Consider the following 21,736-nt stretch of genomic DNA (forward strand, 5'->3'; position numbering starts at 1 on the left):
GAGGCCACCGCCAGTTATTGACCTCAAGGCAATAGCAGGAAGCCCCTAAGAAACGTTTTACGTCGCGCTATCACGCTTCTTTCGTTGCGGTTCTTCAAGTAGCTCCTGGTACAGTTTCAGCACATCTTGCGCCATGACGGAGGCGGAGAAGACTTGCTTGATCTGGTCGACCCGAGGCATCGATGTTTCGTGCCATCCGGGAATGCTGACAGCCTCGGCCATGACACGGGCGAGGTCGTCTGAATTCTCCGGTTCGACGAGGGCGGGGCTGTCTTTCCCAAGCGCCTCCGGAATGCCGCCGACGCGTGTGGCGATGATCGTCTTTCCTGCCGCCAATCCTTCGAGCACGATGTAGGGCATGGCTTCGGCGCGAGAGGGCACGACAAGGTTTTGGGCCATCGCGAATGCCTGCTGGACACGCATGGCCGGCAGCATGCCGATCCGCTTTCCGAGACCACGCTCGATCATCATGTCCCGGTATCGATCCCGATCCGGCCCATCGCCGATCATCAGCGCGGACAGCGGTCTGCCGAGAATGCGTTCCGCTTTTGCAAAGGCATCGACAAAAAGGTCGGGACCCTTAAGGTCCCGCAACATGCCGACATAGATGTAATGGACCGCATCGGAGCGCGTCGGGATCAGTTCGAAGTCCCGGTCGGCGATGCCGTTATAGATCAGCCGGGTCTTGGTCCGTGGTCGCCCGATCCGCTTCGTGTAGGTGTCGCGTTCGTAGTCGCAGATGAAAACCAGAGCGTCTGTCAGATATTCCTGCAGGCGCTCCATTCGAAGGACGAACTGACCGACGAAGGAGGAGCGCGCGTAGTGCAGGCTCCCCCCATGGGCCGTATAGAGGCGGGCTACGCGATACCTGTTCACCCGCAGGGCTGAGCCGGCAATCCGCGCGAGCACACCGCCTTTGGCGCCGTGTCCGTGCAGCACGTCCGGCCGCAAACTTTTGATCTTCTTATAGCCGTCCCACATCACGGCCATGTCGGAGAAGCTGATCGAGCGCCGGATGGGTACGCGCGTCAGGCCGAGCGACAGATATGGGCGGATGTCGTCGAAGAGCGCTTCTTCGTGCTCGCCACCGGTCGAGCTGTCACAGAGAATGCCGATCTCATGGCCCGCCCGGCTGTGCTCCATGACAAGATCGCGAACGTGGCGGAAGATTCCGCCGACTGGCGACCTGAAGCAATGGATGATGCGGAGAGGGCGCTCGCTGCTCATGCGGCTCAGAACAGTCGCTCGCGGACGTAGATCGTATCGCCGGCCACGATGGCGGAAGAAATGTTGACGCGGCCGGTAATAACCTGGCCGTTGATCTTCCTTGTCACATCGACCGCGCCCTGATTGGCTCTGGCAGTAAAGCCGCCCGCAACGGCAACGGCGTTCTGAACCGTCATCCCGGGAACGTAGGCATACTGACCGGATTGTCCGACTTCGCCCATGATGAAGACCGAACGGTAGCGATCGACGTCGATGGTGACATCCGGGTCGCGTAGGTAACCCTGCTTGAGTTTCTGGGCGATTTGACCCGACAGTTGCTGCAGCGTGCGGCCGCGCGCGGCAACCTGGCCGACGAGCGGGAAGGCAATGTAGCCGGCCTGGTCGATCGTATAGGTATTCGTCATGCTTGGCTGGTCGAAGACCGTGATGCGCAGGCGGTCACCGCTATCCAGGGAATAGGGCTGGATGGTCGCCTCGTTGAAGGCTCTCGGCGCCGGCTTGTAGCTGTTGCAGCCGCCGAGGATCGCTGCCATAGCGGCAACGCTCAAGGCCATTACTAACTTGGTCTGGGCGACAGGCATCCGCAATGCTCACAGGAAATGAAAGTGTTCCCTGTCGTTATCGATCCGTTAGGGTTAATAGCCGGTAAAGACCGTTATCTTTTCCGTTTTGCGCAGCCTTTATCCAAGTATCGGCGCATCAGTCGCATTAACTGTTGCGTTACTATACTCATTTACCCTCACGCCACCTTTGTTCTTGGAGTGAGAGCATGTCCGGCGTAAGTGGTCATGAGGATGTCGATATCGATCTCGGGCAGTTGGTTCGTGCCGTTTGGGCACGCCGACTGAAGGTCGTGACCATTGCGTTATTGGGGGCAGGGGTCGCCTTCGCCGGTGCGAAGATGATTTCGCCGAAGTATCGCAGCGAAACGCGCATCCTGATCGAGCCGCGCGCGCCGGCCTTCGCGAATGCCCAGACCAACGACGCCGGCGCAAGCCCGCTGCTCGACGAACTGAACATCGCCAGCCAGGTCCAGCTGCTGCAGTCCGCCGACCTGATCAAGCAGGTGATCAACAATCAGAAGCTCTACGACCTGCCGGAGTTCGACGCTGCCGCGAGCGGCTCGGCGTTCAGCGATCTGCTGGTCGCCCTGCATCTCAAGAAGAGCCCATTGGAGAGCCCACCGGAAGAGCGCATCATCGATGCCTTCACCGAACGGCTGCAGGTCTATCAGGTGCCTGGCTCGCGCGTCATCGGAATAACCTTCACCTCCAAGGATCCGCAGCTCGCTGCCCAGATCCCGAACGCGATGGCGGCGGTCTATCTCTCCAAGCAGAGCGGCGCAAAGCTCGCATCCAACTCGGAAGCCACCCGCTGGCTTGAGCCGGAGATCGAGACGCTTCGCCAGAAGGTCAGCGATGCCGAGCAGAAGGTTGCCGAGTATCGCGCCGAACACGATCTGTTGCCGACAAACGGCGGCAGCAATTTTCCGACGCAGCAGCTGAACGACATCTCCGCGGAGCTTACCCGCGTTCGCGGCGAAAGAGCCAATGCCGAGGCCCGCTCGCAGTCCGTGCGCAACGCGCTTTCGTCAGGCGAGGCGTCCGACACGCTGCAGGATATAATGTCGTCGCAGTCGATTCAGCGGCTAAAAGGCACCGAATCCGCATTGCAGTCGCAGATTTCCGATCTCCAGACCACGTTGCTCGGCAATCATCCGCGCTTGAGGAGCCTGCGGGCCCAGATCACCGACATCAAGGCGCAGATCCGCGAAGAAACCCAGAAGATTCTCGCAAGCATTGAAAATGAAGCGAAGGTGGCCTCGCTCCGCCAGAAGGAACTTGAGCAGCAATCCGACAAGCTGAAAGCAAGCAGCGCGCAGGCAGGAACGGATGAAGTCGGCTTGAACGCTCTACAGCGTGAAGCCGCCGCCCAGCGCCAGTTGCTCGAAACCTACCTCGCTCGCTACCGCGAGGCCGCTTCCCGCTCCGACAAGAATTCGAGCCCGGCCGATGCCCGTATCGTCTCGAACGCGATCCAGCCGGTCGATCCCTATTTCCCGAAGGTCGTACCGATCGTCACGGTCGTAGCGCTCGCCACCCTCATCATAACCTCGATTGCGATCATGCTCGCTGAACTCTTCAGCGGTCGCGCGCTGCGGCCGGTGTCCCGTGTCATCGAGATCGAAGAGGAAGTGGTTGACGAAGTGGTCGTATCGGAGCAGCCAAGGCGTGCGCCTACGCCAAGCATGCTGGCGGTTCCCGAAGACGACGGGCCGTCCGAGGAAGTCATCGAGCCGGAGGAAGAGCCGCAGGGCGAGGAAGAAAACGAGTTCTCCGTCACGTCGGTGGCCGATTATCTGCTCGAGAGCCGCGCACAGTTGGCCATCGCGATCTCGCCCACCGGCGACGACGGCTCGGCCGCAACCGTATCGCTTGCACGCCGGCTTGCCATTGTCGGTTCCCGGGTCGTTCTTCTGGATATGACGGGTTCCGGCTATCCCACCCGCCTCATGGCCGAGAATGACGAGGCGCTTGGCGTCACCGATCTGCTATGCGGCGAAGCCGCTTTCGGCGAAACCATCCACAGCGACCGCCTGACCGATGCTCATCTGATCCCGCAGGGCATGAGCGATATGCGCCAGGCCATGCGCGGCGCCGAGCGCCTGAGCCTGCTGCTCGAAGCGCTGTCGTCCGCCTACGACCTCGTCGTCGTCGAATGTGGTGCGGCCAACGTCGCTGCTGTGTCGCGTCTGACGCGCAGCAAGGATGTCGAGATCATTCTCTCCATGCCTGAGATCGTCGAGGCCGAGTTCCTGGCCGCAATGACGGATTTCGAGGAAGCGGGCTATCATCGCGTGCTGCTGATGAGCGGCGGCGAGGCGGAAATCCTCCCGGAATCGCGCGAGGCTGCCTGATCAGGCGAACCGACGCATCCGCTGCGCAATCTTGTAGAGCCGCGGATGCGACTTCACGAGGGCCTTTCCTCTCGTGATAGTACGATGAAGCAGGCCCATCGCCGCGCCGCGAGCATTCATCGGCAGAACCACATCGTAGTGTGCCGTCTCTTCCGGTGCCCATGAGCGCTTGTAGCTCTGGTCGCCGAGGCCGAAGTCGAACAGGCTGACGCCGTGATCCTGCTGCCGCTGGATCATTTGCCAGAAGAGGAATTCGCCGGGGCTGGCATCCGCCGCGATGCTCTCGTCGATCGAGCTGAACTGGCAGACGACGTGATCGCCCTTGCGCGAGATGCCGGCGAGCGCCGCGATATGCCCGTCGTGCTCACCTTTCAGCTGGATTGCATGCATTTCAAGGCCAAAGGCCGGGATACCCGGGTCGCGAGCGTCGATCGCGCCGTGCAGGAATTCCTTGGTCTCCGCATCAGAGAAGACATCGGGCAGCCCAAGCGCCTGGAAGCGCTGGCTCTTTTGCGCGAAGAACGCGTCCAGGAGCCTATGCTGCTCCTCCGGTGTGCCTCCCGCGACGTATTCAAAACCACCGAGCGCTTCGAGCCGCTTCGACTGCACACGGAATTTCTTGCGGCGGTTCTTTGCGTTCAGCTGTTTCAGCGTCGCTTCCCAATTTTCGAGCAGCGGCAGCTGATAGGCATAGTTCTGGTTCTGCACCGTTGGAAGACGGACAAGGGGATTTGGACGCTCTCGCCAGGACAGCGGAATGTTCTGCAGCAGTAGTAGGTCCGCGTGGTCACCAAGAGCGGCCTTCAGCATTGCCGAGAGATGTTCCGGCGCGATGGAACCAAGGGCCGCGGCGAAATCCGCGGCAAACAGACCGGTGTTGATGTTGCTGTGATCGGCGCCGATGAACTTGGCGATTCGAATACCGCGGGACGATACGATCTCGACGGGGAGGATGAAGGCGGTGTCAGCATCTGCCTTGCCGACGATGACGGCGAGAGGCCGTCGATGCGCTTCGACCCAGGCGGCGCACCAGTCATAGCTCTGGTGTAGGGAATTGAGATTGTCGAGGTCCAGTGCGCGCCATTCGCTTTCGATGGCCTGCATTGAGGTGACGAGCTCGATCTCCAACCGCTCTACGGCGAGTTCGACGTTCAACGCCCGCAGTCGGGCCACGCTATCAGGCACGCGGGCTTCTGCCTGCGCTTCGTGATCGACATGAAGCTGCTTGTGGTGCACGACGCCTCTCCGCATTATGGACGCGGAGAAGGATAGGCATCTGCACCCTATATTTTCTTTACGCTAGGCTGATGATGCAGCTTTTCCGGCAATCAGGGTTATTCCGTGATTAACGGTCACTGCTGTTTGGGGCCGGCCATCCACTTGATGATGACCATCGCCGGCAGCACCCAGAGCAGGCCGCTGAGCGAGAAGTAGAGCAGGTGGGCCCACCAGGGCGCTTCTCCGAGCGTCGCGACCGCGATGGTGTTGGCCAGCACGGCATAGGCCAGAACGAGAACGACGATCAGGATCGTGCCGATGAATTTGCGAAGGCGGACAGGCATCGGTTTCATTCCAGCTCATACGAAGGGCGCCGCGACGGCATGCCGCAAAGGCTCGGGGCTTGTTTTGCATGAGCCGGTCGGGCAAATCAATGCCGGAAACAAGGAGCAGTCATGGCATTCGCGAATACGACCACCGAACAGAGAATCTTGGGTGAGGTCCGCACGCAGGACCGCAACCGTAAGGCGGTGCGCGTCTGGCTGGGCTTCGTCCTTCTGGCGTTGTTCTGTCTGGTTATCGTCGGCGGCGCCACGCGACTGACGAATTCCGGGCTGTCGATCACCGAATGGAAGCCGATTCACGGGGTTATCCCTCCGCTGAACGCGGCCGAATGGGAAGAAGAGTTCAAGCTGTACCAGCGCATTCCCGAATATCAGCAATTGAACACCGACATGACGGTCGAGCAGTTCAAGGGGATATTCTGGTGGGAATGGGCGCATCGCCTGATCGCCCGTGGAATCGGCATCATCTTCGCGCTTCCCCTGATCTATTTCTGGGCAACCGGAAAGATCGAGCGGCGCCTGCGCTGGCCTCTTGTCGGCATTCTCGCGCTCGGCGGCATGCAGGGCGCAATCGGCTGGTGGATGGTATCATCGGGGCTGTCGGTTCGCACGGATGTCAGCCAGTACCGGCTTGCCACGCACCTGATCATGGCCTGTCTGATCTTCGCATCCTGCATGTGGATCATGAGGGGCCTGTCTCCGCACTCCCGCGATGAGGCGCCGACCTCAGGTTCCAAGGCGTGGGCGGGCGTGATCGCGATCTTTGCGCTGTTCCAGATCTATCTCGGTGCGCTGGTGGCCGGGCTCGACGCCGGCTTCAGCTACAACACATGGCCGCTCATGGATGGCTCGATCGTTCCATCCGACCTGCTCATTCAGCAGCCGGCCTGGATCAACTTCTTCGAGAATCCGAAGACGGTCCAGTTCATCCACCGTCTCGGCGCCTACACGCTGCTGGCGCTGACCCTGCTCAACATGATCGTCGCGTTGTCGGCGGCTCCCGCGACCACGCACGCCCGTCGTGCGGTCGTTCTGTTCGTTCTGGTGGTTCTGCAGGCCGCGATCGGCATCGCAACGCTGCTGCTGCAGGTTCCCGTGCATTGGGGCCTGTTGCACCAGGCGGGCGCCCTCGTCGTGTTCGGCTTTGCTGTCGCCAACTGGCGCGGCTTCTATGGCGAATATCCTCGAACCACGGTCATCGCCGAGCGCGATTGATCTCAGATCGAAGCACAAAAAAATCCGGCTGCACCACAGCCGGATTTTTTGTTTCTACATGAGAGCGTGGCGGGTTCTTAGAAGAAACCGCGGCGCTGCCACCAGCCAGCCTTCTTGGGCTTGCCGTCGCCATCGGTGCTCGTCGATTTCACGGTCGGCTCCGATGAGGAGATGTTCGACTCGCGGTTCGCACGGACCGGCTTGGCTTCTTCCTCGATGGCTTCGGCCGAAACCGTCAGATCGGTAGCGGCTTCGACCGTTTCCGTCTCGACAGCAGGAGCAACCTCGGCAGTAGCCTCGATAACAGGCTCTTCCACCGGCGATGCCTTGCGGCTGCGACGGGCCCGCTTCGGCTTGACGTCTTCGGTGACGGAAGCGGCAGTCTCGACAGCAGCCATGGCAGTCTGCGGCTCGACAGCTTCTTCAGCGGCGATCTCGATGGTTTCAGCCTCGGTAGCCTGTAGCGGTTCTGCTACATCGGTCTGTTCCGCGTCGGACGAAGCCTCGTCTCCGTCGTCAGCCTCAGAGGTCTGCTCGCCGTCTTCCTCGCGGTTGCGACGACCACCACGCTTTCCGCGGCGGCGGCGCTTGCGGCGCTGGTTTTCATCGCCGTCTTCGCCCTGATCGTCAGCTGCGGTCGAGGCAGCGGCGTCAGCTTCGATCTCGCCGTCGTCTTCGTCGCTCTCGTCGCCAGCGTCTGCCTCATCGGAGGCCGACTCGTTAGCAGCCTGCTGTTCGCCGTTACCGTTGCGGCCACGACGACGACGGCGACGCTTGCGCTTGCGACCGTCACCTTCGCCTTCGGCGCGTGCTGCCGGACGTTCGGCGGCTACGGGCTTCTCTTCGAGTTCTTCGTCTTCTTCCTCATCCACTTCGATCACGACATCGTCGTCGTCATCGTCCGGGATTGCGGCGAAGTTGAAGAGGGTTTCGATCTTGACCGGGTTCTCGACGGCTTCGCCGCGATCGATCGCGAAATGCTGCGCGCCAACGGCGCCGTCGGCGTCAACGACGATCGAGATACCAAAACGGTTCTCGTAGTCGATGATCGTCTGGCGCTTGTGGTTCAGCAGATAGAGCGCGATTTCGGGCGTTGTCCGCACGGTGATGTTGTGCGTCGTGTTCTTCAGCAGATATTCCTCGATGCCGCGCAGGACGTGCAGCGCAACGGAGGACTGCGAGCGAACATGACCGCTGCCGCCGCAATGCGAGCAGACCTGCGTCGTCGATTCAAGAACCGATGCGCGGATGCGCTGGCGCGACATTTCCAGAAGGCCGAAGTGCGAGATGCGACCGACCTGGATACGCGCACGGTCGTTCTTCAGGCATTCCTTCAGCTTCTTCTCGACCGAGCGGTTGTTGCGCTTCTCTTCCATATCGATGAAGTCGATAACGACGAGACCGGCAAGGTCGCGCAGGCGAAGCTGGCGAGCAATTTCTTCCGCTGCCTCGAGGTTGGTCTGGAGAGCAGTGTCCTCGATCGAGTGTTCGCGCGTCGAGCGCCCGGAGTTGACGTCGATCGAAACCAACGCTTCCGTCTGGTTCATGATCAGGTAGCCGCCGGACTTCAGCGTCACCTGCGGCTGCAGCATGCGGTCGAGCTGTGCCTCGATACCGGAGCGCGAGAAGATCGGGTGGATGTCGCGATACGGCTGAACGACCTTCGCATGGCTCGGCATCAGCATCTTCATGAAGTCTTTTGCTTCACGATAGCCTTCTTCGCCGGCAACGATGATCTCGCTGATATCCTTGTTGTAAAGGTCGCGGATCGAGCGCTTGATGAGCGAGCCTTCCTCGTAGACGAGGCAGGGGGCCGTCGACTGAAGCGTCAGCGTGCGGACGTTTTCCCACAGGCGCATCAGATATTCGAAATCGCGCTTGACCTCGACCTTGGTACGGTTCGCGCCGGCGGTACGCAGAATGACACCCATGCCTTGCGGCACTTCGAGCATGCGCGCGATTTCTTTCAGGCGCTTGCGGTCCTGCGGACTGGTGATCTTGCGGGAAATGCCACCGCCACGCGCCGTGTTCGGCATCAGAACGGAGTAGCGACCGGCAAGCGACAGATAGGTCGTCAGCGCTGCGCCCTTGTTGCCGCGCTCTTCCTTGGCGACCTGAACGAGCAGGATCTGGCGGCGCTTGATGACTTCCTGGATGCGATACTGCTTGCGCGGCTTGCGCTGAGCCCGGTCCGGAACCTCTTCCATCGCATCTTCGGCGCCGACGGATTCGATCACTTCTTCTTCGTGGTCGTCATCGTCGTCATCGTCGTTGCGGCGGCGGGTGTCGACGTCTTCGGAGATCGAATCGGTTTCGACCATAGCGGCCATCTCGCCGCCGGAGGAGCCTTCGTCCTCATCGTCGGCGGCAGCGGGCGTTTCGCTGCTGGAAGCCTCTTCCGCTGCTGCCTCTTCGGCAACAACAGGGGCAACCTTCTTGCGGCTGCGGCGCGGCTTTGCCTTCTTGGCAGGAGCCTCTTCCACCGCTTCGACAATCTCGGCGGTCTCGACCGCTTCGACAGTCGTTTCGTCGGCCGGCTCGGCAGCAGGAACGATACCGATATCGGGCTGGTCCTGCGTGGAAAGATCTACCGTTGCGGTCTCGACGTGCTCGACGTCATCATCGCGGCGATGGTCCTCGGCTTCAGCGCGCAGAAGCGCCTGACGGTCGGCGAGGGGGATCTGGTAGTAATCGGGGTGGATTTCGGCGAAGGCCAGAAAGCCATGCCGGTTGCCGCCGTAATCGACGAAAGCGGCCTGCAGGGAGGGTTCAACCCTCGTTACCTTTGCCAGGTAAATGTTGCCGCGAATCTGCTTCTTGTGCTCTGATTCGAAGTCGAACTCTTCTATGCGGTTCCCGCGAACGACAACGACGCGCGTCTCTTCCTCGTGAGACGCGTCGATAAGCATTTTGTCTGCCATGTAAGGTGAGCTCCTCGGCGCAGTCGAGCGGCGGCATCTCCCGCTGTCGGTGAGACAGTCGGAATGCGGTCCGTTGTTGCAGCGCCGGATAATGAAAGTCGCGATTGGTGCGGTGTGGAAGGCAGCAGCCAGACAGCAGCGGGGAAACTGTTTTCCCGGGGCCTGTAGACTTCAGATAAAACCTGCTGCGACACCATCAAAGACCAAGCGAGATCGACAAAACAAAGACCTTGTTCAGGTCCGATGAGTTTGCTCTCTCTGTAAAGAGCGGTTGGTGGCTAATCCACCGATGAAGTTCCCGCATACGCCGGAAATTCAGGATCCAATTTACGAGTGGAAACACATAAGACGGCGGACGATTGCCGATTGTGGCGCCAGGTCCTTCGCGGTTTGGCTGCCCTTGCAGGCGACTCTATCCCGTCAGCACTTCTACCCTGAAAATCCTTGTATGTTTTCTCCGTCATAATATCAAGGGAAAAGCCAAATGTGCCATAATATTGATGGATTTGGAGCAACATAGAAAACTACGGCAGGCGATGGTCAATTCGGATATTGCAAGGGCGAGTCCGTTTTGCTCCTCGCGAGAGCTGCGGGACATTCACAAATGACATTTGAGGTTGGGCAGTCGATTGGTTGAGACGATGCGGCGCGGGGCGGCTGTGGCCGCCGGCTTGAGATTGGGCTGTCTTGCCATCGTGGCGGCGGCGCTTGCCGCGATCGTGGCTGTCAATGCGGCGATGGCAGACGAACCGCTGCTTGCCTACGGCGCCCGCATCGTGGGCGATGATGCGCGCACCAGAATCGTCATCGATTTCGACCGCGCCCCGTCATTCTCGGTTCACTACATCGCAAACCCGGAACGCGTCATCATCGATCTGCCAGCGACGGCGTTCGGTTTCCCGGCGAAGGATCTCGAGGCGAGAGGCCTGTTCAAGGATATTCGCTACGGGACGATGGACGAAGACAGCGCCCGGATCGTCCTGACCGCGATCAAGCCGGTCAATATCGGCTTGGCGCGCGTTCAGGCCGACGAGGGCGGCAAGGGGCACCGGCTGGTGCTCGAAGCCGAGATGACCGACAAGGCGAAGTTCGCGGAGCTCGTCAAGGCACAGTCCTGGAGCGATCCGACGACGCCGCAGACCACGAGCGCGATTCCCTCGGCGGAACAACCGCAGGGCGGCGATCTCGTGATCGCGGTCGACGCGGGGCACGGCGGGATCGACACCGGCGCCGTCGGCGTCGACACCAAGACGCAGGAAAAGGACGTTACTCTCGCCTTCGCCAAGGCCTTCGCCGATCGGCTGAACCGGGAGACCGGCATCCGGGCCTTTCTGACGCGCAAGGACGATACCTTCCTGTCGTTGTCGGAACGCGTGGAGATCGCGCGCCAGAACCATGCCAATCTCTTCGTTTCGATGCATGCGGACACGCTGAAGCAGAAGGATATTCGCGGCGCCACGGTTTACACGATTTCCGACAAGGCGTCGGACAAGCTTGCCGCCGATCTCGCGGATCGCGAAAACCTCTCCGATCAGATCGCCGGAAAGACGGTGACGGCGGAACCGCCCGAAGTGGCCGATATCCTGCTCGACCTGACGCGCCGCGAGACGCAGGCCTTTTCGATCTCGATGGCGGAAAGCGTTCTGTCATCCTTCAAGGATCAGGTCGGCACCATCAACAATCCGCATCGTCACGCGGGTTTCCGAGTGCTGCAGGCGCCCGACGTGCCCTCGATTCTGCTCGAATTGGGCTTCCTGTCGAACAAGGACGACGAGAAGCTCTTGCTTGACGATACATGGCGAACGAAGATGGCGGATCTTTTGACCGAGGCCGTGAAGCGCTATCATTCGGCGCTGGTCGCCAATGGCGGCTGAGCGGCAGCGTGGCGCAGAAGTGACAGCCTCCTCATAAAGGCCTGAAACAACGTGAATTAGCGGTAGGAGCCCTAGTTTGCTCACATTCAGGCCATTAGTCACGACTATGTTTCCACACGCAAAACGGAATTGGCTTGTGGCAATAACGCTCATGGAGTAATCGGCGCAGCATGCATAAAGCCGCGATCTATGGGATCGTTAAGTTCGCGCCGATCGATAATTGAGATACCGGTAGCTTAAATATGATCAGACTTCTTGGATATTTCTTCGGAGCGGCTTGCGTCCTCTTTCTGGGCGTCGCGGGCGTCGTTGCCATTTATCTGGCGACAGTCACGAAGGATCTTCCTGATTACGCGGTGCTGAGCAGCTACGAGCCGCCGGTAACGACGCGCGTGCATGCCGGAAACGGCGCCCTGATGGCGGAATACGCCAAGGAACGCCGGCTTTTCCTGCCGATTCAAGCCGTTCCTGATCGCGTGAAGGCTGCCTTCCTGTCGGCAGAAGACAAGAATTTCTACCAGCACCCGGGTATCGACGTGACCGGCTTCGGCCGTGCCGTTGTCGCTTATCTGACCGGCGGCCCGACCCAGGGCGGTTCGACGATCACGCAGCAGGTGGCAAAGAACTTCCTTCTGTCGAGCGAACAGACGATGGAGCGCAAGGCCAAGGAAGCGATCCTGTCCTTCCGCATCGAGCAGGCCTACAGCAAGGACAAGATCCTTGAGCTCTATCTGAACGAGATTTTCTTCGGCCTGAATTCCTATGGTATCGCCAGCGCGGCGCTGACCTATTTCAACAAGTCGGTGAACGAGCTGACGATTGCCGACGCCGCCTACCTGGCGTCGCTGCCCAAGGGCCCCGCCAACTACCATCCGTTCCGTCATCCCGAGGCTGCGATCGCGCGCCGTAACTGGGTTATCGATCGCATGGTCGAAAACGGCTATGTCAGCCAGTCCGATGGCGCCGAAGCCAAAAAGCAGGCCCTCGGCGTAACCGGCCGCAACAGCGGACCTGCGCTTTTCGCCTCTGGCTATTTCGCGGAAGCAGTGCGTCGCCAGCTGATCGACAAGTACGGCGAGAAGATGCTGTACGAGGGCGGCCTGTCCGTTCGTACCTCCTTCGATCCGCAGTTGCAGGTCTTCGCTCGAAAGGCCCTTCAGGATGGCCTCACGACTTATGACGAACGCCGCGGTTTCCATGGCGCGCTGAAGCAGATCGATACCACCGCGGACTGGGGCAAGGCGCTTGCCGATATCCCCGCACTATCGGACGTCCCCGAGTGGAGCCTAGCCGTTGTTCTGGCCGTTGCCGACGATAGCGTTGACATCGGTCTGCAGCCCGCGAAGGACGGTGCGGGCAAGATCCCGAGCGAACGCGAGCGCGGCGTCATCCAGGCAAAGAACATGCAGTGGGCCTACCGGGCGGCGGGCGGCGGCAAGACCGCTAAGTCGCCGCAGGGCGTGCTGTCTGCCGGCGACGTCGTTTACGTCGAGCGCCTCGGCGATGAAGGCTCGAACTCCTACCGGCTGCGCCAGCCGCCGAAGGTGGAGGGTGGTCTGGTCGCCATGGACCCGAAGACCGGCCGCGTTCTGGCAATGGTCGGCGGCTTCTCCTACTCGCAGTCGGAATTCAACCGCGCCACGCAGGCGATGCGCCAGCCGGGCTCGTCCTTCAAGCCGTTCGTCTATGCGGCGGCCATGGACAACGGCTATACGCCCGCCTCCGTCGTCAACGACGATCCGCTGCAGATCCAGACCGGAAACGGCCAGATTTGGGCGCCCGACAACTACGAGGGCGAGGGTGGCGGTGCCAACACGCTTCGTTTCGCGATCGAGCATTCGCGTAACCGCATGACGGTTCGCCTCGCCAACGACCTCGGTATGAACGTCGTGGCGGAATATGCGGAACGCTTCGGCGTCTATGACCATATGATGCCGGTACTCGCCATGTCGCTCGGCTCCGGTGAAACGACCGTCATGCGCATGGTTTCGGCTTATTCAGTCATCGCGAACGGCGGCAAGCAGATCAAGCCGACCCTGATCGACCGCATCCAGGATCGCTACGGCAAGACGATCTTCAAGCATGAAGAGCGGGTTTGCGAAGGCTGCAACGCCAGCGACTGGCAGAACCAGGACGAGCCCAACGTCGTCGACAACCGCGAAACCGTGCTTGATCCGATGACGTCCTACCAGATCACCTCGATGATGCAGGGCGTCATCCAGCGTGGCACCGCAGCGGGCAAGGTCAACCTCGGAGGTCGCGACGTTGCCGGCAAGACCGGCACGACGAACGACGAAAAGGACGCATGGTTCGTTGGCTTCACCCCTGATCTCGTCGCCGGCCTCTATATCGGCTTCGATACGCCCTCGACGCTTGGACGCGGCGGCACCGGCGGTTCGCTCTCAGCGCCCGTTTTCAATGAATTCATGCAGGTGGCGGTCAAGGACATGCCGGAATCGAAGTTCGTCATTCCGGCCGGGATGAATCTGATCCCGATCGACCGCAAGACCGGCATGGCCGCGACGCAGGGTGATCCGAACACGATCATCGAAGCCTTCAAGCCCGGCACCGGCCCGGCTGACAGCTTCTCGGTCATCGGCATGGACAACACCATGGCGCCCGAGGAAATCCTGAAGACCTCGCCGCAGGCCAACCAGGCTGTTCAATCCGGCGCCGGCGGTCTTTACTAATCTCTCTTCCAGACAGCTGTGGCGGTTGCGGCCCTTTACATCCGCGGCCGCCACAATTATTTGACGGGCAACTTTCTAAGCAACGTAAAGAAGCAGGAAAATGCGAGCGGAAATCCAGAACGTAGTCGATGAAACCAAGCAGGCTATCACCCTGCTGAGGAGGCATCTTTGACTGGGACCAGGCGGTAAGACGACTGGACTGGTTGAACAACAAGGCAGAGGATCCGAACCTCTGGAACGATGCGACCGAAGCGCAGAAGCTGATGCGCGAGCGCCAGCAGCTCGATGACGGCATCAATGGCGTACGCCGCTTCGAGCAGCAGATAAAAGACAACATCGAGCTCATCGAGATGGGCGAGGACGAGGGCGACGAAGCCGTCGTCAAGGAAGCCGAAGACGCGCTGAAGGCGCTCAAGGTCGAAGCTGCGCGTCAGCAGGTCGAGGCCATGCTGTCGGGCGAAGCCGATAGCAACGACAGCTATCTCGAAGTTCACTCCGGCGCCGGCGGCACCGAGAGCCAGGACTGGGCGAACATGCTGCTGCGCATGTACACCCGCTGGGCGGAGCGCTCGAAGTTCAAGGTCGAACTGCTCGAAGTCCACGACGGCGAAGAAGCCGGCATCAAGTCGGCGACGCTGCTCGTCAAGGGCCACAATGCCTATGGCTGGCTGAAGACCGAATCGGGCGTTCACCGTCTGGTCCGCATCTCGCCCTACGACAGCAACGCGCGTCGCCACACCTCGTTCTCGTCCATCTGGGTCTACCCCGTCATCGACGACTCGATCCAGATCGACATCAACGAAGGTGACTGCCGCATCGATACCTACCGCTCATCGGGCGCCGGCGGTCAGCACGTCAACACCACCGACTCCGCCGTCCGCATCACGCACATGCCCTCGGGCATTGTGGTGCAGTGCCAGCAGGAACGCTCGCAGCACAAGAACCGCGCCAAGGCGTGGGACATGCTGCGTGCACGCCTCTACGAAGCGGAACTGAAGAAGCGCGAAGACGCGGCCAGCGCCGAAGCGGCCTCCAAGTCGGATATCGGCTGGGGTCACCAGATCCGCTCCTACGTCCTGCAGCCCTATCAGCTGGTCAAGGACCTGCGAACCGGCGTGACGAGCACCGCGCCTGACGACGTTCTCGACGGCGAGCTTGATGAGTTCATGGAGGCGGCGCTGGCGCACCGCATCAGCGGCAAGCCAGACGCGACGGTCGACGATATCGACTAAAGAAAAAGGCCCCGGACGGGGCCTTTTTTATTGCCGATGCACCCGTTCTGCTGGGCGGAGGGAACACAATCTCAGTTGCTGGCCTTCCCGACGGTGACCTCGCCGAACTCGTCTATGATCACGGTCCAGCTGTCGGCCTCCGCATCCGGGTCGGTCTTGAGGAAGACCGTGGCAAAAAGGCCAGGCTCCTTCAGCATGCCCGTTGAGTTCTCAGGCCTGATATCGGTGACGTAAGGCTTGAGGTCGTTGAGTTCCTGGATCTCGACCGTCGAAAGCACGTCGGGACCATCCTCCGTCTGGGCGATCTGCTGGAGGAAGACCTTGGCGGTGCGATCCGGCTGGCGGACCGCGAATATCTTGTAGTAGCCGTGCCGGGCTTTCGACTGTGCCTTTTTGCTTTCATCAGGCTTAGCCGAGGCAGCCGAATGCTGGACAATCGGAAGCTCGCCGTCATCCTCCCAATAGCCGGTGCTCGTCGCGAAGATCACCGACGCCGGCAGCAGGGCACCCGGCTCCTCGCCGGCTTCGGCTGAAAGCGGTGCGGTGAGAAGAAGCGTGCAGAAAAGTGCATTGCGCAAAGTCATCGGAATGGTCTCAATCTTCGAATTGCTCTGCAAGGATGCGATCGGACCATGATCGATCGGGATCGGACAGAATGCGGGCTGTCATATGCTCCGACTGGGCGATGCGCACATGCAGCACCGACTTGACCTCCGAATTATCGGCAACCGCGTTGACCGGCCGTTTGTCGACTTCGAGAACATGGATATCGACGGTCACTTTGTTCGGCAGCAGCGCGCCGCGCCAGCGGCGGGGGCGAAACGCGCTGACGGGTGTCATGGCGAGCAGCGGCGCGTCCAGCGGCAGGATAGGTCCGTGTGCCGATAGGTTATAGGCCGTCGAGCCTGCTGGCGTTGCTACCATCAGCCCGTCGCAAATGAGCTCTTCGAGCCGGACAACGCCGTCCACTTCCACGCGCAGCTTGGCTGCCTGATAGGATTGCCGGAACAGCGACACTTCGTTGATCGCAAGGGCCGTCGAATTCGTGCCGTCGGCATTCGCCGTGGTCATCTGCAGAGGACGAAACGCGTTTTCGACCGCCACGCAGATTCTCTCCTGCAAGTTATCGGTCCGATAGTCGTTCATCAGGAACCCGACCGAACCTCGGTTCATGCCGTAGACCAGCTTGCCTGAATTCATCGTGCTGTGCAGGGCCTGCAACATGAAGCCGTCGCCACCGAGCGCAACGATGACATCCGCTTCCTCGGGGGGCACGTCGCCATAGAGGCGAATCAGCTCTTCCCGCGCAGCCAGCGCCTCTGCTGCCGAGGAGGCCAGGAAGGAAAGCGTCTGAAATGACCGGCCCATGCAATTCCCTTTTGTTAAGTGCTCCTAGCTAACTGATCGCAGGGTCACCCGACAAGGCGTTTTAGGCGGCAAGCCGTTCTCGCCCGCGACCGCCAGCAATCGGATTGCCAGGGCGACAGCGCGTAGTACCTCTGGCTCTCGGAAATTTTAGATGAAAAGAGAGTGGTTCCCCCGCAGGGTTCTAACCCGCGAGCCCCTGCTTACAAATCAGGCACGAACGCTGCAAGCTCGGGATCGCGTCTGGGTGTGAGGCTTCGGCCTCCCCGAAGCGATATCGGGAAGGCTGAAGTTCATGGTTTCTTCTGCTTGCTAGACTCGACCGCCTTAGCCCCAAGAGTAGGCGCGGCAGCAGGCGCAGCCTTGTCCTTCTTGGGTTTGCGGACCTCTTTATTGCTTTTAGCTTGACCCTTGGCCATCGATTCCTCCTGTTTGCGACAACGGTTCATTACCGAGCAGCCGAGGGAAGAATGCAAGCTATATCTTGGCATTGAGCCGTTAGTAGCGGCACCAATCGGGCAGGCGAACAGTTGTTCGTGAAGGTCGATATTCGCGCCCGGCCGTGATCTGACCAGTCGTAGTTCATGTTCCGTTCATACCCGGAAGGGCATGGTCGCTCACATTACCACTGGAAAGGCGTAACCATGAATAGAATGTTTTCTCGTCTCGGAACAACTGTAGTTGCAATTGTTATTGCAGTATCGAGCTTCGGCATGGCCTCGGCCGCCCCGCTCGTGGCGCAGCATCAGCAAATTACATCCGACGTAGAACTCGCCCAGTACCGTGAAGATCGCCGGGATGACTGGCGTCGCGACAGGCACCACCGGGATCGCTATGAACACCGCCGCGACCGTCGCGGTTACTGGAACGGTCACCGTGGATATCGTGACTACCGCCAGGGCTATCGTCGCCACAGCGATGGCTATTATTACCCGGGGTCGGTGTTTAAGCTCTACATCCGCTAAGCGGTCTTCATGCTTCCAACAAGAGCCCCGTCAGAAATGGCGGGGCTTTCTCGTTCAACCAGCAGAATGGAAAGAGCATGGCATACGGAAGTATGACCTTCGGTCCTCTCCGCGGTGAATGGCGTGTCGTCTAGCCGGGTCTGGAAGGGAATGGCTGCAAGCAAGGGAAGTAGCTGCAAGGTCGCGCGACACGAAAAAGCCGCCAAGGCAGGCGGCTCTATCATTCGGTCACTGATTTCGTTCAGGAAATATGGTGCCCCCGGCAGGGTTCGAACCCGCGACCCCCTGATTACAAATCAGGTGCTCTACCAACTGAGCTACAAGGGCAATGCCTGCCAAGTAGCAGATTCTGCCGCCCTGTAAAGTAGAAAACGGCCGGCCCCATCATTTGAGCGTGGAAACTTGAAGGCTCAGTTCTGTGCCGTCTGCCGGATGCTCGCCTGCAGGTGACCATCATCCAATACATTTCCGTCACTGGATGGTGACATGATCGCGATGCTGAGCACCGATACAACCATCACCGCGATGACAACGATCATTATTCGCACACGGGTTCTCCTTCTTGCGGATGTAAGAACGTGCGGAGAGGCTTTCGGTTCCGGGGCGCGCGGCTACTGCGCGGGCGGCGGCTGACTGGGAACGGTCGCCGGCGCGAGGGGATCGGGCTGGTGGAGCGGCTGCGTTTTGTCGATCCAGCCGATGCTGAGCACGATTGCCACCAAGATCGCGATGAAGGTGACGCCGAAGATCAAAGAGCGCAATGCCATGCCGAGTTGGTCTCCTTTGTGTCGGGGAGTTCAGGTCGCCGCAAGAATGCCGCATCAAATGGGCGAGGCTATGGACTCCTGATCATGACAAGCGGTTTGCCGCCCTCATCGGGGCTTTTTTCAAACGATCCGTCTGGTTTCATGTCGAAAGAGAGCGAGGAGCCATCCGTACTCATGAGGACAAGTCCGAATCCTTCGACATGAAACAGGGAAAGGTGCAGGTTTGCGATCGCCTTGTCGCAGTCCCTGGCTGGTGACATCGGCGCGTTGCCATCCTCGCCTTGCTTGTCCTGAAGTGTGACCGCGCATATAAGCTGGCCCGCAGGGCGCTTGAGGCGCCACTCGCCGGCAAGGCTGGCAACTGTCGGCACACGGTCAACGCCATCAGGGGCATCGAGCAGAAGCAGAGGCTGGTCACCTTCCGTGGCCAGCGGCGAGCCCTCGCTTTCGATGAAGCGCGCCAGCACCTTGCGTGTCGCATCGAGCACGATGAGGTTGCCGTCGTCACCGAAGTTCCACGCCGAGGCTCCGACAAAGTGCGGCAGTGCCTTGGAGCAGCCGTCGGCGCCTGAAATGGCGTATCCGCCGATCGCAGTCGTCGTTTCCAGCGTGATCCTGCAACCGGGCGTGCCGTCGGCCGGGGCAAGCAGGTAGCTGCCTGCCTGGGCCTTGATGATATCCGCGTCGACGTCGTCCGCGAGGACCGGGACCGACGCGAAGACGCCGGCCGCGAGAACCAGGCTGCGAATCGAAAGACGGATCAATGCGAACCTCCCCTTGTCGCCGCCCGCTCCAGGAGCCGGCTACGATTTCAGATATTGCCTTGCTGCATAGAGCGCGATCGCGGCGGCGTTCGACACATTCAGGGATTTGATCTCGCCTGGCATATCGAGGCGGGCGAGGGCATTGACGGTCTCACGCGTCTTTTGCCGAAGCCCTTTGCCTTCCGCGCCAAGCACCAGGGCAACCTTGTCGCCGGCAAAGGTGCCTTCGAGCGGCGCAGGCCCTTCCGAATCGAGGCCGATCGTCGAAAAGCCTAGCTTGTTCAGTTCACCCAGCGCGTCGGCGAGGTTGGTGATCTGGATGTAAGGAATAAGTTCGAGCGCCCCGGAGGCTGACTTTGCGAGCACGCCTGATTCGGTCGGGCTGTGGCGCTGCGTGGTGATGACAGCGCCGGCATTGAAGGCGACGGCCGAACGCATGATGGCGCCGACATTGTGCGGATCGGTGACCTGATCGAGCACCAGGATCAGCGGGCTGTCCTTCAGAGCTTCGAGGCGACGCACCGGCAACGGCCGCGTTTCCAGCATCACGCCCTGGTGGATGGCGTCGGGGCCGAGCACCTTGTCGATATCCTGCGGTGAAACCATCTCGACCGGAATGCGCAGGGCCTCCACGTCGATCTCAAGACGCGCCAGAGCATTCTGCGTTACCGACAGCTTGATCTTCTTGCGCTCCTTGTTCTCAAGCGCGGCGCGCACCGTGTGCAGGCCGTAGAGATAGACCTGGTCGGGTGCCAGGGCTGGCGGCTTCCAGTCATCGCCGCCACGCTTGCGCTTCTGGAAGCCAGGGGTTGGAATTTCGCCGCGTTCGCGTTTGTTGTCGCGATGCGCACGACGCAAAGTGGCGTAGTGCGTGTCCTTGGCGGATTTGTCGTCTGCGGGCGGGCCGCCGGTTTTGTTATCTTTGCTCATGCCGCTTTATAACGGTGGCGCTTGTCTCCGCATAGGATTTCTTTAGGCACAGGGGCTTTCCATCGCCGATGACATTTTTCACATATTTTCCATCGTCATCGTGTTGACATGAGGAATTCGTCCGGTCATATACGCGGCGCAGACCGAGGGGCGGCAACGCTTCGAAAGTCTAGCAGACTTGGTCTAACGATCCGGACGAAAAACTGGAGAGATGCCCGAGTGGTTAAAGGGGACGGACTGTAAATCCGTTGGCTCAGCCTACGTTGGTTCAAATCCAACTCTCTCCACCATTCGTCCTCGGATCGGACCAGCCCCGCGGGTATAGCTCAATGGTAGAGCAGCAGCCTTCCAAGCTGAATACGCGGGTTCGATTCCCGCTACCCGCTCCAGATTTTCCGACACCTCTCTAAAACAGTCACGTTATCTTTGTGCGCTTCTAGCCCCAGAGAAGAATGAATGGCGAAGCGACCGCGATGATGCCGGCGATCGTCCACCTCTTGTTTCCGTAAGTGCTGAGGTCCTCCCTCGAAAGCCATTTGCGAACGGCAACGAAGCCGATCGCGATGATCGCGCTGTAGACGATCGCCCGCAGCAGGATGGACCAGCCGCCGCCGAAAAGCCCGATGGCAATTCCGAAGCCGGTGAGCGCGCCGAGAATGCCGTACCCGACGTCGAACATCAGCGTGGTCGTTGCCGAAAGCGGTGTCAGCACTTTCGGGAAGGCGATGGCAACGGCCGCCGTCAGCAGCCATATGGCGACGATCGCCTGCAGCGTCGACGAGCTGACGATGGATGTCGCCAAGGCCGGAAGACGCTCGGGCGAGGAGAGGCGGAGGATCTGCGCGACCCAGTCGATCGCAGCGGCAAGTATCCACAGTACAAATGCGCAGGCGGCAAAAATCAGAAAGTTGCTTACCGATCTCTTGGCAATTTCCTTGGGTTCCATGCTTTGTCTCCAAAACAACGCTTTAGTATCAGGGCAGCCGAGGAAGTAGTAGCACATCCCAGGTGGCCGACGCCCGTTTTTCGAGAACATATCGACGCTGCGATTTGTGATGGATATTGCCGATTGCCTGCCCCCGTCCCATATGCGCCGGCAGGCTAGGAATACGGTCCGCAATTAGGTCTTGCGCAATTTCCCCGAAAGCCTTAAACGGCGGCACTAAACCGGTTCGCCGGGGTCATCCATTTCGTTCACAGGAAGCATTCAAATGGCAAAGAGTAAGTTTGAGCGCAACAAGCCGCACGTTAACATCGGCACGATCGGCCACGTTGACCACGGCAAGACGTCTCTGACGGCAGCGATC

Annotated in this window: 19 protein-coding genes and 3 tRNA genes; 9 read left to right on the forward strand and 13 right to left on the reverse strand. The window is 60.3% G+C overall.

Annotated features, from left to right (window positions below):
• Window positions 1-57: 57 nt before the first annotated feature.
• Together ASE04_RS28160 and ASE04_RS28165 are read right to left on the reverse strand one after the other, a co-directional pair.
• Window positions 58-1,227 carry a glycosyltransferase family 4 protein gene (locus ASE04_RS28160; protein ID WP_056825669.1) on the reverse strand — a complete coding sequence of 390 codons (1,170 nt, stop codon included), beginning with the start codon at window positions 1,225-1,227 and terminating at the stop codon, window positions 58-60.
• Between the two features lie 5 nt (window positions 1,228-1,232).
• The gene (locus tag ASE04_RS28165) at window positions 1,233-1,808 is read right to left on the reverse strand and encodes a polysaccharide biosynthesis/export family protein (RefSeq protein WP_056825670.1); all 576 of its coding nucleotides are present in this window, start codon (window positions 1,806-1,808) and stop codon (window positions 1,233-1,235) included.
• 188 nt (window positions 1,809-1,996) lie between these two features.
• Between ASE04_RS28165 and ASE04_RS28170 the strand changes: the two genes are divergently transcribed.
• Window positions 1,997-4,144 carry a GumC family protein gene (locus ASE04_RS28170; protein WP_056825671.1) on the forward strand — a complete coding sequence of 716 codons (2,148 nt, stop codon included), beginning with the start codon at window positions 1,997-1,999 and terminating at the stop codon, window positions 4,142-4,144.
• Here ASE04_RS28170 and ASE04_RS28175 read toward each other — a convergent pair whose 3' ends face one another.
• Window positions 4,145-5,380 (reverse strand): GNAT family N-acetyltransferase, encoded by a 1,236-nt coding sequence (locus ASE04_RS28175; protein WP_244490499.1) that lies wholly within the window; start codon window positions 5,378-5,380, stop codon window positions 4,145-4,147.
• 116 nt (window positions 5,381-5,496) lie between these two features.
• Window positions 5,497-5,706, reverse strand: coding sequence for a DUF2842 domain-containing protein (locus ASE04_RS28180; protein WP_056825874.1), 210 nt, complete (start codon window positions 5,704-5,706; stop codon window positions 5,497-5,499).
• Between the two features lie 111 nt (window positions 5,707-5,817).
• On the opposite strand from ASE04_RS28180, the gene ASE04_RS28185 reads away from it, so the two are divergent.
• On the forward strand, window positions 5,818-6,921 hold the full coding sequence (locus ASE04_RS28185) for a COX15/CtaA family protein (protein ID WP_056825680.1): 1,104 nt from the start codon (window positions 5,818-5,820) through the stop codon (window positions 6,919-6,921).
• A gap of 77 nt (window positions 6,922-6,998) precedes the next feature.
• Here ASE04_RS28185 and ASE04_RS28190 read toward each other — a convergent pair whose 3' ends face one another.
• Window positions 6,999-9,842, reverse strand: coding sequence for an Rne/Rng family ribonuclease (locus ASE04_RS28190; protein ID WP_056825682.1), 2,844 nt, complete (start codon window positions 9,840-9,842; stop codon window positions 6,999-7,001).
• A gap of 737 nt (window positions 9,843-10,579) precedes the next feature.
• Here ASE04_RS28190 and ASE04_RS28195 point away from each other — a divergent pair.
• From ASE04_RS28195 to prfB, 3 genes are all read left to right on the forward strand, one after another.
• Window positions 10,580-11,716, forward strand: coding sequence for an N-acetylmuramoyl-L-alanine amidase (locus ASE04_RS28195; RefSeq protein ID WP_244490506.1), 1,137 nt, complete (start codon window positions 10,580-10,582; stop codon window positions 11,714-11,716).
• 242 nt (window positions 11,717-11,958) lie between these two features.
• Window positions 11,959-14,406 (forward strand): penicillin-binding protein 1A, encoded by a 2,448-nt coding sequence (locus tag ASE04_RS28200; RefSeq protein ID WP_056825685.1) that lies wholly within the window; start codon window positions 11,959-11,961, stop codon window positions 14,404-14,406.
• A gap of 100 nt (window positions 14,407-14,506) precedes the next feature.
• Window positions 14,507-15,638, forward strand: a protein-coding gene (gene prfB / locus ASE04_RS28205; RefSeq protein WP_156408898.1) for a peptide chain release factor 2 whose coding sequence is annotated in 2 segments (ribosomal slippage) — window positions 14,507-14,575 and window positions 14,577-15,638 — 1,131 coding nt in all. Because the reading frame shifts where the segments join, the coding sequence is not laid out codon by codon here.
• A gap of 71 nt (window positions 15,639-15,709) precedes the next feature.
• Here prfB and ASE04_RS28210 read toward each other — a convergent pair.
• Entirely contained in the window at window positions 15,710-16,222 is a 513-nt protein-coding gene (locus ASE04_RS28210; protein WP_056825689.1) for a hypothetical protein, read from the reverse strand.
• A gap of 10 nt (window positions 16,223-16,232) precedes the next feature.
• Window positions 16,233-17,006, reverse strand: a complete 774-nt coding sequence (locus ASE04_RS28215) for an NAD kinase (protein WP_056825692.1) — start codon at window positions 17,004-17,006, stop codon at window positions 16,233-16,235.
• 641 nt (window positions 17,007-17,647) lie between these two features.
• Between ASE04_RS28215 and ASE04_RS32310 the strand changes: the two genes are divergently transcribed.
• A complete protein-coding gene (locus ASE04_RS32310) occupies window positions 17,648-17,968 on the forward strand; it encodes a hypothetical protein (RefSeq protein ID WP_156408899.1) in 321 nt (106 codons plus the stop codon).
• A gap of 251 nt (window positions 17,969-18,219) precedes the next feature.
• Here ASE04_RS32310 and ASE04_RS28220 read toward each other — a convergent pair.
• From ASE04_RS28220 to rlmB, 5 genes are all read right to left on the reverse strand, one after another.
• Window positions 18,220-18,295 (reverse strand) — tRNA-Thr (locus tag ASE04_RS28220).
• Between the two features lie 83 nt (window positions 18,296-18,378).
• The gene (locus tag ASE04_RS30875; RefSeq protein ID WP_156408900.1) at window positions 18,379-18,516 is read right to left on the reverse strand and encodes a hypothetical protein; all 138 of its coding nucleotides are present in this window, start codon (window positions 18,514-18,516) and stop codon (window positions 18,379-18,381) included.
• 63 nt (window positions 18,517-18,579) lie between these two features.
• A complete protein-coding gene (locus ASE04_RS31335) occupies window positions 18,580-18,735 on the reverse strand; it encodes a hypothetical protein (protein ID WP_200960779.1) in 156 nt (51 codons plus the stop codon).
• A 68-nt stretch (window positions 18,736-18,803) separates the two neighbouring features.
• Entirely contained in the window at window positions 18,804-19,499 is a 696-nt protein-coding gene (locus tag ASE04_RS28225) for an AprI/Inh family metalloprotease inhibitor (RefSeq protein ID WP_056825694.1), read from the reverse strand.
• A gap of 39 nt (window positions 19,500-19,538) precedes the next feature.
• Window positions 19,539-20,429, reverse strand: coding sequence for a 23S rRNA (guanosine(2251)-2'-O)-methyltransferase RlmB (rlmB, locus tag ASE04_RS28230; protein WP_056825697.1), 891 nt, complete (start codon window positions 20,427-20,429; stop codon window positions 19,539-19,541).
• A gap of 205 nt (window positions 20,430-20,634) precedes the next feature.
• On the opposite strand from rlmB, the gene ASE04_RS28235 reads away from it, so the two are divergent.
• Window positions 20,635-20,719, forward strand: a tRNA-Tyr gene (locus ASE04_RS28235).
• A 25-nt stretch (window positions 20,720-20,744) separates the two neighbouring features.
• A tRNA-Gly gene (locus ASE04_RS28240) sits at window positions 20,745-20,818 on the forward strand.
• Between the two features lie 47 nt (window positions 20,819-20,865).
• Here the strand turns inward: ASE04_RS28240 and ASE04_RS28245 are convergent.
• Window positions 20,866-21,375: a hypothetical protein gene (locus ASE04_RS28245; RefSeq protein WP_056825699.1), complete on the reverse strand. Its 510-nt coding sequence runs from the start codon at window positions 21,373-21,375 to the stop codon at window positions 20,866-20,868.
• Window positions 21,376-21,640: 265 nt separating this feature from the next.
• Here ASE04_RS28245 and ASE04_RS30880 point away from each other — a divergent pair.
• A partial coding sequence (locus ASE04_RS30880; RefSeq protein WP_133624442.1) for a GTP-binding protein occupies window positions 21,641-21,736 on the forward strand: 96 nt, incomplete at its 3' end.

It is taken from the genome of Rhizobium sp. Root708, from assembly GCF_001429725.1.
GTDB lineage: Bacteria > Pseudomonadota > Alphaproteobacteria > Rhizobiales > Rhizobiaceae > Rhizobium.